At 38.5% G+C, this 13,232-nt stretch carries 10 protein-coding genes and 1 pseudogene; 6 read left to right on the top strand and 5 right to left on the bottom strand.

Features of this window, described 5'->3' with window-relative positions; all coding sequences use genetic code 11:
• Nucleotides 1-4 precede the first annotated feature (4 nt).
• From NLX67_RS14780 to NLX67_RS14760, 4 genes and pseudogenes are all read right to left on the bottom strand, one after another.
• On the bottom strand, nt 5-889 hold the full coding sequence (locus NLX67_RS14780) for an AAA family ATPase (RefSeq protein ID WP_254312290.1): 885 nt from the start codon (nt 887-889) through the stop codon (nt 5-7).
• Nucleotides 886-1,999, bottom strand: a pseudogene (locus NLX67_RS14775) (IS4 family transposase). The gene NLX67_RS14780 and the pseudogene NLX67_RS14775 overlap by 4 nt, the downstream one beginning before the upstream one ends.
• Nucleotides 2,000-2,377: 378 nt before the next feature.
• Nucleotides 2,378-3,238 (bottom strand): BglG family transcription antiterminator LicT, encoded by an 861-nt coding sequence (gene licT, locus NLX67_RS14765; protein WP_254312287.1) that lies wholly within the window; start codon nt 3,236-3,238, stop codon nt 2,378-2,380.
• 594 nt (nt 3,239-3,832) lie between these two features.
• Complete coding sequence (locus tag NLX67_RS14760; protein ID WP_254312286.1) at nt 3,833-5,275, bottom strand: glycoside hydrolase family 1 protein; 1,443 nt, start codon at nt 5,273-5,275, stop codon at nt 3,833-3,835.
• 473 nt (nt 5,276-5,748) lie between these two features.
• On the opposite strand from NLX67_RS14760, the gene NLX67_RS14755 reads away from it, so the two are divergent.
• The 3 genes from NLX67_RS14755 to sda all read left to right on the top strand — a co-directional run bounded on the left by NLX67_RS14755 (nt 5,749) and on the right by sda (nt 9,523).
• Nucleotides 5,749-7,662, top strand: coding sequence for a beta-glucoside-specific PTS transporter subunit IIABC (locus NLX67_RS14755; RefSeq protein ID WP_254312285.1), 1,914 nt, complete (start codon nt 5,749-5,751; stop codon nt 7,660-7,662).
• A gap of 72 nt (nt 7,663-7,734) precedes the next feature.
• Nucleotides 7,735-9,156, top strand: coding sequence for a 6-phospho-beta-glucosidase (locus NLX67_RS14750; RefSeq protein ID WP_305882035.1), 1,422 nt, complete (start codon nt 7,735-7,737; stop codon nt 9,154-9,156).
• 214 nt (nt 9,157-9,370) lie between these two features.
• The gene (gene sda / locus NLX67_RS14745) at nt 9,371-9,523 is read left to right on the top strand and encodes a sporulation histidine kinase inhibitor Sda (protein WP_254312283.1); all 153 of its coding nucleotides are present in this window, start codon (nt 9,371-9,373) and stop codon (nt 9,521-9,523) included.
• Nucleotides 9,524-9,843: 320 nt separating this feature from the next.
• On the opposite strand, the gene NLX67_RS14740 is transcribed toward sda, so the two are convergent.
• Nucleotides 9,844-10,542, bottom strand: a complete 699-nt coding sequence (locus NLX67_RS14740; protein ID WP_254312282.1) for a hypothetical protein — start codon at nt 10,540-10,542, stop codon at nt 9,844-9,846.
• 394 nt (nt 10,543-10,936) lie between these two features.
• Here NLX67_RS14740 and NLX67_RS14735 point away from each other — a divergent pair, with 394 nt between their 5' ends.
• The 3 genes from NLX67_RS14735 to NLX67_RS14725 form a co-directional block, all read left to right on the top strand.
• Nucleotides 10,937-12,088, top strand: a complete 1,152-nt coding sequence (locus tag NLX67_RS14735) for a helix-turn-helix domain-containing protein (RefSeq protein ID WP_254312281.1) — start codon at nt 10,937-10,939, stop codon at nt 12,086-12,088.
• A complete protein-coding gene (locus tag NLX67_RS14730) occupies nt 12,036-12,602 on the top strand; it encodes a PIN domain-containing protein (RefSeq protein WP_254312280.1) in 567 nt (188 codons plus the stop codon). The genes NLX67_RS14735 and NLX67_RS14730 overlap by 53 nt, the downstream gene beginning before the upstream one ends.
• Nucleotides 12,603-12,915: 313 nt before the next feature.
• Nucleotides 12,916-13,232: MerR family transcriptional regulator (locus NLX67_RS14725; protein ID WP_254312279.1), on the top strand; the 317-nt coding region annotated here is incomplete at its 3' end.

Raw genomic sequence — 13,232 nt, 5'->3', positions numbered from 1 at the left:
GAAGTTATAAAACAGTAAGTTCACTACTATCAATTTCTTCACCAATCATCATTTTATAGTGTGCATGGTGACCAGATTTTTCAAATATCTTTTCAAACACTTTAAAATATCTTGTACTTACTTCGGCAGGGGCCTCTACATATAAATCCTCATTTATATAATGAGATCCGTCATTTATCCAAGACATCATCGAATGGCAAACTGTTCGGTCTTCTTCTGGAAAAGCATCTATTTGCTTATCAATATCTATATTTCTAAAAAATTTAAAGTAATTTCCGATAATTCTCCTCATTATATTTTGTATTGTAATTACACTTTCATCTTGTTTGGCAGCCAGTAGTTCTTTCCAGAGTAGCTCGTATGAGGTTTTGATTGGATTTTCATTATAAGATTCTACATATGATTTGTTATCAATTTTTCTGATTATCCAAAAAGTTTCATCTTTTAGTTTTGTTGCTCCTTTTCCTTTATTGAAAGACACCTCTTTATGAAGATATATATTGTGAGTCAAAATAAAAAGCTGTTTAATATCACAATTACTTGATCGAATTGAATCTACTAACTTACGTATTAAATTGCTGACGATAAAAAGGATATTACTATCTAGACTAGATATGGAATCATCTAGAACAATAACTTTATCCCGCCTAAGTGATTCTTTATTATTGCTTCCTTTTATAAGTTGAGAAAAATATAGAAAAGTAATAAAAGTCTTTTCACCTTCGCTTAAAGTTTCTTTAGCATTTTCTCCGTTACTGCATACTATCCCATAATTACCTTTTTCACTTGAGGCAGCGAGTTCAAAGTTAGTAAATCCATATGACTTTAACAACGCGTTGATTTCATTTATAGAGTATTCCACACACGCGTGTTGATTAACCAAAATCATACAGTTACCTTCCAGTTAATCTCAAAATAATGATACAGAAACAAGGCTATTTCTGCCTGCCATTCCAGTGGCAGCGCGCCATAAAGAAGCATTCGCTGAAAGCCGGCAAGAGACAGCTTGGCATTCGAAATGGAAGATTTCCCATTTGAGCAGCACATAGGCAATCAAGGCCGCAAAAAGCTGATTGTATACGGCGTTTTCTGTCGTGCCAAAAAGCACCGGCACATTGAGGTTCTGCTTGATCCATCGGAAAAACGACTCGATCGCCCAGCGTGCTTTGTACATGTCGGCGACCACTTCAGCTGCCACATTCCGCAGGCTGGTCACCACGCGGATTTCACGATTTTCATGGTCTCTGAAAAAGACCACCCGGTGCCATTTCTCCGAACGGGATTGAATCGTTCCAAGGCGGCAGATGATGTCACGGGTCACGTTCGACTCCTTCTCCGGCAGGCGCTGAAGTGACTTCACATGGGGCAGCTCCAAATTTTCTTTCATCCGGATCACAAAGTCCTGCTCTTTCACAAGGTACTGGTCAATCTGCTTAATAGAAAAGTAGGCCCGGTCCTCAACGAGGACAAAGCGCGGATCAGCCAGCTGGCGGCCAACGGGTGGATCGTGCTTTAAGCCGATCGTTTCAATGACATGAAGGGGCATATGAGTTTCCAGCGAAAAGCTTACATGGAGCTGGATGCCGGATCGCTCTCCGTGGTAGACGGCCCACGGCAGGCGCGTTTTTCCGACGGTCACCGTCGTTGAATCAACGAGCAGCAGCTGGTTTGGAATCTTAAGCGTCCGGCGTGTGACTCGATTGCATTTGCGGACGATGAGCGCAAAGACTTGTTTCATTAAGGCCTAATCCAGCTGTCCAAGCTTTTTGGACAATGTCGAATAATTCACGTCGACGAGACCGGCCGTTGAACCGACGTCTGCGCAGTAGCGCAGGCTTTTCCATTCGCAGGCGGCAGCCGTCACCAGATACTGAATCAGCGTTTTGACATTCAGTTTTCTCGCGGTATCTTTGTAGCCAACCAGCTGGATCAAGGGCTGCAATTCTTCATCTGATATAAACTTTTGAATCAAACTCGGGAACATGGTATTCCGTTTCATAGGGGATGCCTCTTCTCGTAATTGTTTGGTCGTACTTACATTTTACAAGAGGGCATCTCTTTTTGTCGTTTATTTATGGAAGATTATTCATATCAACACGCGTGAGATTATGTACAGATAAGGTGAAAAACATTCAAAAAACTGATACAACATACTCTTTTTGATGTCTCGTCCACATTTCAACGAGGGTCTTTGAATAGTTGTAGAAGAACAAATTTATTCTTATTTGTAATTTCAGTTTGAAAGATATTTTGGGAACGGATGAAGAAAGCGTAAAGATTTCACTTAAACTAACAGGTGTCGATTATTTGAAAAAGGAAAAGCTGACCCAGATGATGCTGTCAATGATTGAACTTGTTTACTCGGGCTATTCGAATTCTAACCCTGCCGATTCAATTCCTGTCGCGACGTAACACGGTGAATATGGATCGTTAAATATACTTTTTCATCCTTCGATATAGACCAGTTAAACGTTTTTTCTACATAAGAGGTAACTTTCTCGCTGCAGGCAAACGCTTCTGGATAACGCGTCTGCACCTGCGTAAACATAAAATCATCCCCTGGCGGCACTTCTGTTTTCTCCCGGCGGACAAGCCGGATGGCAAAAAAGCGGAGATGTGTTAAAAAGCGCTCATAATTAATGGAGGTTTCATCAATTTCCATTTTATAATGATACTTTACAATGTTCAGCGTGTCGTTGACGACTTTGACAATTTGCACAGCGGCATCAAGACCTTCCCCTGAGACACGGCTGTTCACAAGGTGGAGGGCAATCGATGCTGCTTCGTCTTCTTCCATACGGATGCCCGTTTCTTCTTCAATCACATCGAGGGCCTGCAAGCCAATAGAAAACTCTTCTTTATAGTACTTTTTAATTTCCCAAATGAGCGCGTTGCGAAGAACCATGCCCTGCTTATGGCGGGTGACACCAAAGCTGATATGGTCCATAAGCGCCACGTAGGCATAATCGTCAAGACCGGCACCGAGCCGCTCTTTTGCCATGGAAATAATCCGGTCTGCAATGGTTAAATACTCCTCCGGCACCTCCCGCAACAACTCACCAATTTTGTCGGAAACTCCGCGATTGTCAAGAATAAAGGTTTTTTCCACCTTATCTGTCTCGATAGTTTCACCCGCTTTTTTTTGAAATGCAAGTCCACGTCCCATGACAACCATTTCCTGGCCTTTGCTGTTTCGGGTCAGTACAACATTATTATTGAATACTTTTTTAATCTCCATTGTTTATACCACACCTTTACCTTATTGGGAGACACTAAAAAAACCTGAATTTGTGCATAGGAAATAAGCCTTTCCGGCACAAATTCAGGTTTTGCCTGCTTAATCAGTAACAACCCTGATTTATCTTTATTTTGAAAGCGGTTACTAATTTTTTATCATATTCAATCGTTACTGTCAATATCTATTCACCTGTCATCCTAGCCTAATTCATTTCGCCTGTTGTTGCTTTCTCATTAGTTTTACTTGACCAATCATGCCTCTTTTTTTATCTTTAGTTTGCCCTGCGAGTGCTGGTTAATCTTCCCTATCGAAAATCAAATAAAAGGGGATTTATCTCTTTTTATATGAGGTATCTGAGGTGTAATTCTAAATCTTATATACCTAATATATAGAAAAATAAACAAAAAAGAGCCGAATCAAAGATTCTTCGTGCAAAAAATGAGTAGTTTTCTTGCCTTATATCCTTTTGATGTTAGATAAACTAAAATCCGTTTAGTCCATCATTTTTCCTTTACAGTAACTAGTTTTGACCATTCACTGTCGTTAATATAAAAAAGCAGAGATTAAGTGCTCTTAGTCTCTGCTTTTCCATTTTTATAGTTCCTGCCCGTTTGTTGCAATCACGTTTTTATACCAGAAGAACGATTTCTTCTTTTTACGCTCAAGCGTGCCAGTCCCGTCATCATGCTTATCAACATAGATATAACCATAGCGCTTCGACATTTCGCCTGTTGACGCACTTACTAGATCAATACAACCCCAGGAGGTGTATCCTATTAGATCCACCCCATCCTCAATTGCTTCACCCATCGCTTCGATATGACCACGCAAGTAATCAATTCGATAATCATCATTGATGCTTCCGTCTTCTTCTACTTTATCATATGCTCCAAGGCCATTTTCTACGACAAACAACGGTACACGATAACGGTCATATAACTGGTTTAAAGCGAGCCGCAGACCAACAGGATCAATTTCCCAGCCCCAATCACTTGCTTTTAGGTATGGATTTTTCACGCCTGAGAAGATGTTTCCTGCTGCTTTTTCTTCTGCTGTTTTCTCTTTCTTTTCTGTGCGTGACATATAATAGCTGAAAGAAATAAAGTCGACTGGATAATTTTTTATTGTTTCTAAATCACTATCCTGCATGTTAATCGTGATGCCGTTTTCTTTAAAGAAACGCTTTGAGAATGCTGGATATTCTCCGCGAACTTGTACGTCTCCACAAATATAATTAAAGAATTGCTCTTCCTGGAATGCGTACAACACGTTCGATGGATTGCAATCGATCGAGTAGACGGGAGCATAAATAAGCATACAGCCAATTTGAGCTCCAGGAATTATTTCGTGACAGGCTTTTACTGCTAAACTGCTTGCTACAAATTGATGGTGTAGTCCTTGGAAACTTTCTTGCAGACGAACATCTTCAGTAGATGGAGAAAAACCAAGTCCAAAAATCGGATGGAATACAGCTCCATTTATTTCGTTAAATGTCAGCCAGTACTTTACTTTGTTTTTATAACGATTAAATAAAGTAGTAGCATAACGCTCAAAAAATGCAATGACTTCACGGCTTCTCCAGCCGCCATACTCTTTAATTAAATGCAAGGGCATTTCATAGTGAGAGATCGTTACCACTGGCTCAATCCCGTGTTTTAAACACTCATCAAATACCCGATCGTAGAAGGCTAAGCCTTCTTCATTTGGCTCAAGTTCATCTCCTTTAGGAAAAATACGTGACCAGGCAATGGACATACGGTAGGCTTTAAAACCCATTTCAGCAAATAAAGCGATATCTTCTTTATACCGATGATAAAAATCAATCCCATCATGGTTTGGGTAGGAATATTTTTCTTTGTGGATCTCAAAGTCGAATCCAGGTGTAGAGATCATTTTTAATCGAATTTTCCCACCAGGCATTACATCTGCCAGGTTCATTCCTTTACCACCCTCAAGATAGGCACCTTCTAATTGGTTGGCAGCTGTTGCGCCGCCCCATAAAAATCCTTCTGGAAATTGATATGCTGTTTTACTCATGGGAAATCCCTCCATTTTTTAGTAGCTATGTTTTTGCATTTTCATAAAAAGCAAATAAAAAAACCTAAACCACGCAGTAATAAGGACATCATAGCCTCATAGTCTGCGTGATTTAGGTTTTGCCTGCACAACCAGTAACAATCCTAAATAGGTGTTTGTTTGATTGCGTTAAATATAACATCACTATTTGACTAAATCAAGAACTTTGTAATCGCTATTTTTTTTGAAATTTATATATATAAGATGTTTTTCGGAAATCTAAAATTTTATAAAAAAATCAAAAAGAAAGCGTTGACAAAAATTGAATACCTATGATAAATTACACACATCAAGTAAAACTTAATGAATTCCTTAAAGGAATGTTACCTTAAGTGGGCATAACCTGAACTGACTGAAACACGCGATTCGTGTGTGTTTTTAGACGGTTCAGGTTTTTTATTTGAAAAAATTAAATAAGGAAAGAAGGGGCGAAAATGAAATACGAGCAGTTAGCAAGAGATATCATTGCAAATGTAGGCGGAAAAGAAAACGTTTCCAGTGTTGTTCATTGTATTACGCGTCTGCGCTTTAAATTAAAGGATGAAAGCAAGGCGAATACAGAAGTTCTTAAAAATATGGATGATGTTGTAACCGTTATGAAAAGCGGAGGGCAATATCAAGTCGTTATTGGAAATCACGTACCAGATGTGTATAAGGCAGTGGTGGCGGAAGCTGGATTCCAAGGCGAGCCAACCGTTGAGGAAGAAGAGGGTCCAAAAGGGTCGCTTTTCAGCCGTTTTATTGATATGATCTCAAGCATCTTTACCCCAATTCTAGGGGTGTTAGCAGCCGCAGGGATGATCAAAGGTTTTAATGCGTTATTTGTAGCACTTGGCTGGATTGAGAATACTTCCGGCACATATCAAATTTTAAATGCCACCGGAGATGCATTGTTTTATTTCTTGCCCATCTTTTTAGGCTATACGGCTATTAAGAAATTTGGCGGCACTCCGTTTATTGGGATGGCAATAGGGGCAGCGTTAGTTTACCCGGCACTTTCTACATTAACAGCTGGTGAACCGCTTTACACGTTATTTGAAGGAACCATGTTTGCATCACCTATTTTTATCACCTTTTTAGGCATTCCGGTTATTTTAATGTCTTACTCATCATCCGTTGTTCCTATTATCCTTGCTACTTTTTTTGCGGCTAAAGTAGAAAAATGGCTTAGAACCTTTATTCCAGATGTAATCAAGGCTTTTGTTGTACCTTTATTCACCTTGCTGATCGTTGTTCCTGTTACGTTTATGGTGATCGGTCCAGTAGCAACATGGGCAAGCGGTCTATTAGGCCAGGGATCATTATTCATTTATAATCTAAGTCCCGTTATTGCAGGGATTCTGCTTGGTGGATTATGGCAAGTTATTGTTATTTTCGGTCTTCACTGGGGAGTGATACCGATTGCAATCAATAACGTGGCAACGATGGGATATGATACAATCTTAGCTCCTGTGTTTGCTGCATCCTTTGCACAGATTGGTGCGGTTCTCGCCATTATGATCAAAACAAAGAATCAAAAGTTAAAATCATTAAGTATTCCAGCCTTCATCTCCGGCATCTTCGGTGTTACAGAGCCGGCTATTTACGGGATCACGCTGCCGTTAAAGAAGCCATTTATTATCAGCTGTATCGGTGCAGCAATAGGTGGTGCGATTGCAGGTTTTACTAATGTAAAGGGTTTCGTTATGGGTGGTCTTGGCATCTTCGGTATTCCTTCATATATCAGTCCTGACGGGCTTGGAATGGATCTGTGGGGTGCACTTATCTCAATCGTCGTTGGCTTTATCGTAGCATTTGTCCTAACTATGTTATTTGGTGGAATTAATAAAGCGCAGCCTTCCAGTCTGTCGGAAGGAATCACTGCAGCTTCTGATGAAATAGCAGCAACAAAGCTTCCAAGTGAAGAAGTCGTAAGTCCGTTGAATGGAGAAGTGCTGGAGTTATCACAAGTAAAAGACGCAGCGTTTTCATCTGGTGCACTAGGCTATGGTGTAGCTATTGAACCAACCGAAGGAACGCTGGTTGCTCCTGTATCCGGAACCGTATCAGCATTATTTCCAACAAAACATGCAATTGGCATTACAACTGACTCAGGTGCAGACATTTTGATTCATATTGGAATGGATACAGTTCAGCTTGAAGGGAAATATTTCACAGCACATATAGCTCAAGGTGACTATGTGAAAAAAGGACAATTACTTATTGAATTTGATATGGATCAAATTGAAAAAGCGGGTAAGTCGTTAACCACTCCTATCATTGTGACGAATCATAAAGAGCAAGACTTAAAGCTGACTAACCAGAAACAAGTGAAAACAGGCGATCAATTATTTGAACTAGTACACTAAACAACTAAATTTCCAGGAGAAAGGAAAGAAACGATTTCTTTCTTCCTGGTTTCTCAAGAAAGGAAGATTATGATGGCTTTTCCAAAAGGATTTTTATGGGGCGGCGCGATTGCTGCTAACCAAACAGAAGGTGCGCATTTAGCAGATGGGAAGGGGTTAACAACAGTAGACTTGCTGCCAACAGGGAAAAAGCGTTTTGACATCATGTTTGGTAATCTGCCTTCATACGAACCACTTGAAGGGGAGTTCTATCCATCCCATGAAGCGATTGATTTCTACCACCGGTATAAAGAGGATATTGCCTTGTTCGCTGAAATGGGCTTTAAAGCATTGCGTTTATCGATTTCATGGGCAAGAATTTTCCCGAATGGAGATGATGCTGAACCAAACGAAGCAGGACTGCAATTTTATGACGATGTGTTTGATGAGCTATTAAAGCATGGGATTGAACCAGTCGTAACGATTGCGCATTTTGATGTGCCAGTTAACCTAGTGAAGAATTACGGCAGCTGGAGAAATCGCAAGCTCGTTACCTTCTTTGAAATATATGCGACAACTCTTTTCAAGAGATACAAAGACAAGGTAAGGTATTGGATGACTTTTAACGAAATCAATATGCTTCTGCATTTGCCGTTCGTTGGGGCAGGCCTTGTGTTTGAAGAGGGAGAAGATCAAAAGCAAGTGAAGTACCAAGCGGCCCATCACCAATTGGTTGCCAGCGCATTAGCCGTAAAAGCTGGACATGAAATCATTCCTGATGTCAAAATCGGCTGTATGCTGGCTGCTGGCCAGACGTATCCTTATTCATGTGATCCAGAGGATGTATTGGATGCAATGGAAAAAGACCGTGATTCCTTCTTCTTTATTGATGTCCAATCTCGTGGCCAATACCCCGGCTATGCAAAGAGATTTTTCAAGGACAATAATCTAAAGATCGAAATGGAAGAGCAAGATGAAGCACTTCTTAAAAATTATACAGTAGATTATATTGGCTTTAGCTATTACGCTAGCCGTACAACAAGTACCGACCCAGAAATCAACAAGATGACCTCTGGAAATGTATTTGGTTCTATTGAAAATCCTTACTTAGAAAAGTCTGAGTGGGGCTGGACTATTGATCCAAAAGGCTTTCGTATTACAGCCAATCAACTATATGACCGCTATCAAAAACCTTTATTTGTTGTGGAAAATGGTTTAGGTGCTGTCGATGTTCCGGCAGAAGATGGAGAAATTAATGACGATTACCGTATCGAGTACTTACGAAAGCATGTGGCTGAAATGTCCGAAGCGATTGAAGACGGCGTTGAAATTATTGGCTATACGAGCTGGGGGCCAATTGATCTTGTCAGTGCTTCAACGGGTGAAATGCGAAAGCGTTACGGCTACATTTATGTTGACAAGAACAATGAAGGAAATGGAACGCTCAATCGCTCAAAGAAGAAGAGCTTCGACTGGTACAAAGAGGTTATTGAAACGAATGGAGAAAAACTGTAAGTAAACCAAGCAGGAAAGCCCATTTGTGGCTTTCCTGCTTACGAATGTATAAAAAGATACCAAAGAATTCATAAATTCTTCAGGCTGTTTTTTTGATCAATGTAACAAGATAACATTTATGTTGCATTTGAAAGCGAATATTATTTTTTAAAATGTGGTTTCCAAACTGTTTTTTTAGGGTAATGTGTTTGATTGAAATTAAGCAGGAGGAAGCATGAAAAGGTCAGTTTTATCGGATAAGGAACTTCTTCAAGCATATCATCAAGCTCAAAAATTGAATTTGGATAAAGAATTCATCAATATGCTAAAGGAAGAAATCCAATTAAGAAAACTTTCTGAAACATCAAAAAAACCTCTGACGTTTTAAAACGTCGGGGGTTTTTGAATGAAATACAACAAAATAGCATTTATGTTGCATTCCGTTTTACAGATCAATAGTAGACCGATATTGAATATAAAACGCTTTGGCTTTTCCTTTAGAAGCCAAAGCGTTTTAAAAACTTATGGATTTGAGTCAATAATTTGGACACACCGAATTGTACACGTACCTACCTTAAAACCTTAATGAAACAGATCACACACCTTTTGTTTAGAAACAATGTTTCATTTCACAAAAAAGAGCAAACCCGGCGAAGGGTTTGCTCTTTTTAAAGATTTATTTATATAAGCATCCTATTGAGCTTTTTCTTATTCATTGTAAGAATAGTGAACTGTAAACGTCGGATCTAACCGGTATTCAAAGGAAACTACACTTTTAGTGGTTCCAGGAATCTGAGTAATGTACTCTTGTAGTTCGAGACCATTCTCATCAATACCCTTTGTTAGATTTGAATCTACAACTGCTCCAGTTGGCATCACCACAACCAATTCTACTCTCCCTCCACTTGGAGACAACTGCATGCCGGAAAATGGTAATTGGGTAACGAATTCATAATGATTAGGCTGGTTAGGAACTTCGTAAATGTTATGTTCGTAATTAATTTCGTAAACGTAGTGTCCTTCTTTAGATCTTCCAGGTAATTTGGATAACTCTGTTTTTTTCATAACTGAAACTAGGATAGCTTTGTTAACATCATCCAATACTTCTCTTAAGTTTCCAGCCAATGCTTGTTCTTGGATATCCTCAGTGCTTTCCAAAATATCCGATTTAAGCGGAATCATAGGAAGTTGGAATTGTGCTCCTTTTGATTCTGCATCTTTTTTAAGAAAATCTAATACATGAGGTGGAACACTCGCTCCAGAAGGGATGTACCAAAATTGTCCTTCTGCAATTGGCTCAACGGTTTGAAGCAATGTTTGAACTGTTACACGGTCTACACGGCCCTCATTGTAACGTGACAGTCTCTGAATATTTGCAGTCATTTCTTGTAGAAAGATTGTATTCATTGATATACCTCCAATAATTTAGTAAGGAGGTTTCCTACACAAAGAGAGGGTTGCTATCCTCCTTTTTTTCCAATCAAGAGGATGATATCTGGTGCCGTTTAAAGGGATTTTAAGGAAAACAATATTTGTTGCCCTTTTCAACAATTTTTTATATAATGAATACACATGTTTTATAAACGGAACGTAGACAAATCCTTTACCTGATATTCCAGTATCAGGCTCGATGGAATAATCCCTGTCTATGTGGAAACCTTCTATAGTTAAATTATAGAAGGTTTTTTTATTGTCGTCAAGCAAAAAGGAAACTTTTCTTTACATCAAGTGTATATTATAATGGTATGAGGGGAAACTATTATTAACATAGAAAGCTCATTTAAGAGGAGGTGTGTTTAAGATGGAGGACATTGCTAAGGTGATTGGACATAAAATTGATCGTCTAAAGCAATCAAAAGGATTGACTAATGAAGACATCGGAAACATTATTGGGGTGACTAGGGTTACGGTAGCCAAATACCTATCGGGTGATCAAGTAATTGATAGTGCACGGTTATTTAGATTAGCTAGTAAATTTAACCTTCCATTAAAATGGTTTTTGGTTTCTAACGAAGAATCAATGTCTTTTATGTTTAGGGCAGATAATCCACAGGAAAACTTTGACGACGATTTAGCTCATTATCTAAACAAGTTTCTTAATGAATACATTCGAATCTTAGAGTTAGCTGAGGAAAATAATGTATCTTACTTGCCTCAAGCATATCGATTACATTTAAAAGATAATAAGTTAAATGAAGATGATTATGAACTGATCCGAGATATTGCTGAGAAACAGAGAAAATCTTTTGGTTTAGAAGAAATATTTGATTATGACATCTATTCAATATTAGAAAAGAATAATATTAATGTATTGGCTTTAAGATTAGATAATAGTAATATTGATGGTCTATCTGCATATTCAGAAGATAAAGGGGCTTTCATTGTCATTAATGATCATCCAGATATACCAGAGGAGAGAAAAATATTTAGCGCTCTTCATGAACTGGGCCATCTTATTTTTCATAGAGACGATTATGACAGTGAACCTGGAGAGTTAGCATATAGTAAGTCACGTAGTAATGTTAATGAAAAAATTGCAAATACTTTTGCTAGTTATTTTTTAATTCCAAGGAACCAATTAAGAGGATATAAAAAACTATTCCGTGGATTTGTTGCTAATTTTGGAAATATATTCGAGGTCAAAAAAGAATTCGGGGTCAGTGCAAAAGCTTTAATTTTAGCGTTAAAAGAGGAAGGATATATAGATCAAAAAAACTTTGGCTTCCTGTACAATCGTCTGAAACAAAATGGATTTGAGAAAATAGAGCCTCACCCTATATCGTCAATCAAAAAAAACAAGAAATTGGAATCTATTCTCCGTAGACTATACTTAGATGAAAAGGTAACTACAAATAAGGTTGCCGAATTGTTATTATTAAACGACAAGGAGGCGCGCATGCTTGTTAAAGCATGGGCTGAAGAAGACTATGGAGATCAATATTCAGAAGATTAAAAGCTTTATGGGTAAAGTAGGTGTACTAGATAATAACATCTTGAATGATTTTACAGAACTTCAATGCATATCTTTATTAAATAAAGTTTTCGTTAAAGTTTTTATTCCACAAAGTATTCTGGATCGCGAGGCAATACTTGAAACGATCCAATCCAATATGGAGTGGCTTGAGTATCAACCAACCGCCCTAGAGCAGCCAGAGTCTTATGAATTTTTACTGACGATCTTGGAAAAAAAGCCAGCTCTCTCCTCATATGATGCAGAATGTATCGCCATTGCACGAGAGAAAATGATTTATTGCACTTCTAATGAAAAGAGAGTCTTAAGTATTTGTGAAGAATACGATGTTGATTGTACAGGAACTATTGGGATTTTATGTTGTGCTTATGAACATGAGATTCTAAGTTTAAATGAATTTGAACAATTAATAAAAAAATTATTTTCTCCAGAATGCACAGCATATTTAGGTCCAAAAATTAAAAATGCAGTATTCTCTTATTACAAATTCAAATAGAGAATAGAAAATTTTTTTGATAAATAACGAAAAAAGCTAAATTGCTCATATTAATGGTAATTTAGCTTTTTTAATTGGCTCTCTCATAATAATATTTGCGTAAAAGTGTACCTATGCACAAAGTACACGGAAATTAACCAGACGACAAATTTAGTCAAAGGACATTCGTGTTCATCCACCGAACTTAACACATAAGTGAAAAACATACGTGGAAACCTTATTGAAACCCGCCGCACACCTTTGAAAGTAGGCCGCATTAGGCTGCTTATCAGACACATACGTTGCAACATACCTTGAAAGGATGAGGAAAATCATGACTCAAATGAAAGATCAAGGTGCTGGAAACTTATCTGAAAACATATCTGAAAACTTGAAGGATATGCGCTTAACGGTGAAGGAAGCGGCGAAATATGTGAATGAAAGCCCGGGTGTTGTGCGCAACTGGCTGAGAGAGTTAAAATCTTATATCCCCACCATGCAGGGAGACAACGGATACCACTATTTTGATCAGGGGGCGTTAGAAAGGCTCATGCTGATCCGCCAACTGAACCGGGACCAGAACTATTCGATCAAGCAGATTGAATATTACTTCGCAACGGGAGAAATACCGGTTAAACCAGAACCGATGAA

This window comes from Domibacillus sp. A3M-37 (genome assembly GCF_024213455.1).
GTDB lineage: Bacteria > Bacillota > Bacilli > Bacillales > Domibacillaceae > Domibacillus > Domibacillus tundrae.
This window is presented reverse-complemented; position numbering and strand designations above follow the sequence as displayed.

Excerpts from the sequence above, each read along its gene's own strand:
- NLX67_RS14755 (WP_254312285.1), top strand. The coding sequence starts at position 5,749 with ATGAAATACGAGCAGTTAGCAAGAGATATCATTGCAAATGTAGGCGGA.
- NLX67_RS14735 (WP_254312281.1), top strand. The coding sequence starts at position 10,937 with ATGGAGGACATTGCTAAGGTGATTGGACATAAAATTGATCGTCTAAAG.
- licT (WP_254312287.1), bottom strand. The coding sequence starts at position 3,238 with ATGGAGATTAAAAAAGTATTCAATAATAATGTTGTACTGACCCGAAAC.
- NLX67_RS14740 (WP_254312282.1), bottom strand. The coding sequence starts at position 10,542 with ATGAATACAATCTTTCTACAAGAAATGACTGCAAATATTCAGAGACTG.
- NLX67_RS14760 (WP_254312286.1), bottom strand. The coding sequence starts at position 5,275 with ATGAGTAAAACAGCATATCAATTTCCAGAAGGATTTTTATGGGGCGGC.
- sda (WP_254312283.1), top strand. The coding sequence starts at position 9,371 with ATGAAAAGGTCAGTTTTATCGGATAAGGAACTTCTTCAAGCATATCAT.
- NLX67_RS14780 (WP_254312290.1), bottom strand. The coding sequence starts at position 889 with ATGATTTTGGTTAATCAACACGCGTGTGTGGAATACTCTATAAATGAA.
- NLX67_RS14750 (WP_305882035.1), top strand. The coding sequence starts at position 7,735 with ATGGCTTTTCCAAAAGGATTTTTATGGGGCGGCGCGATTGCTGCTAAC.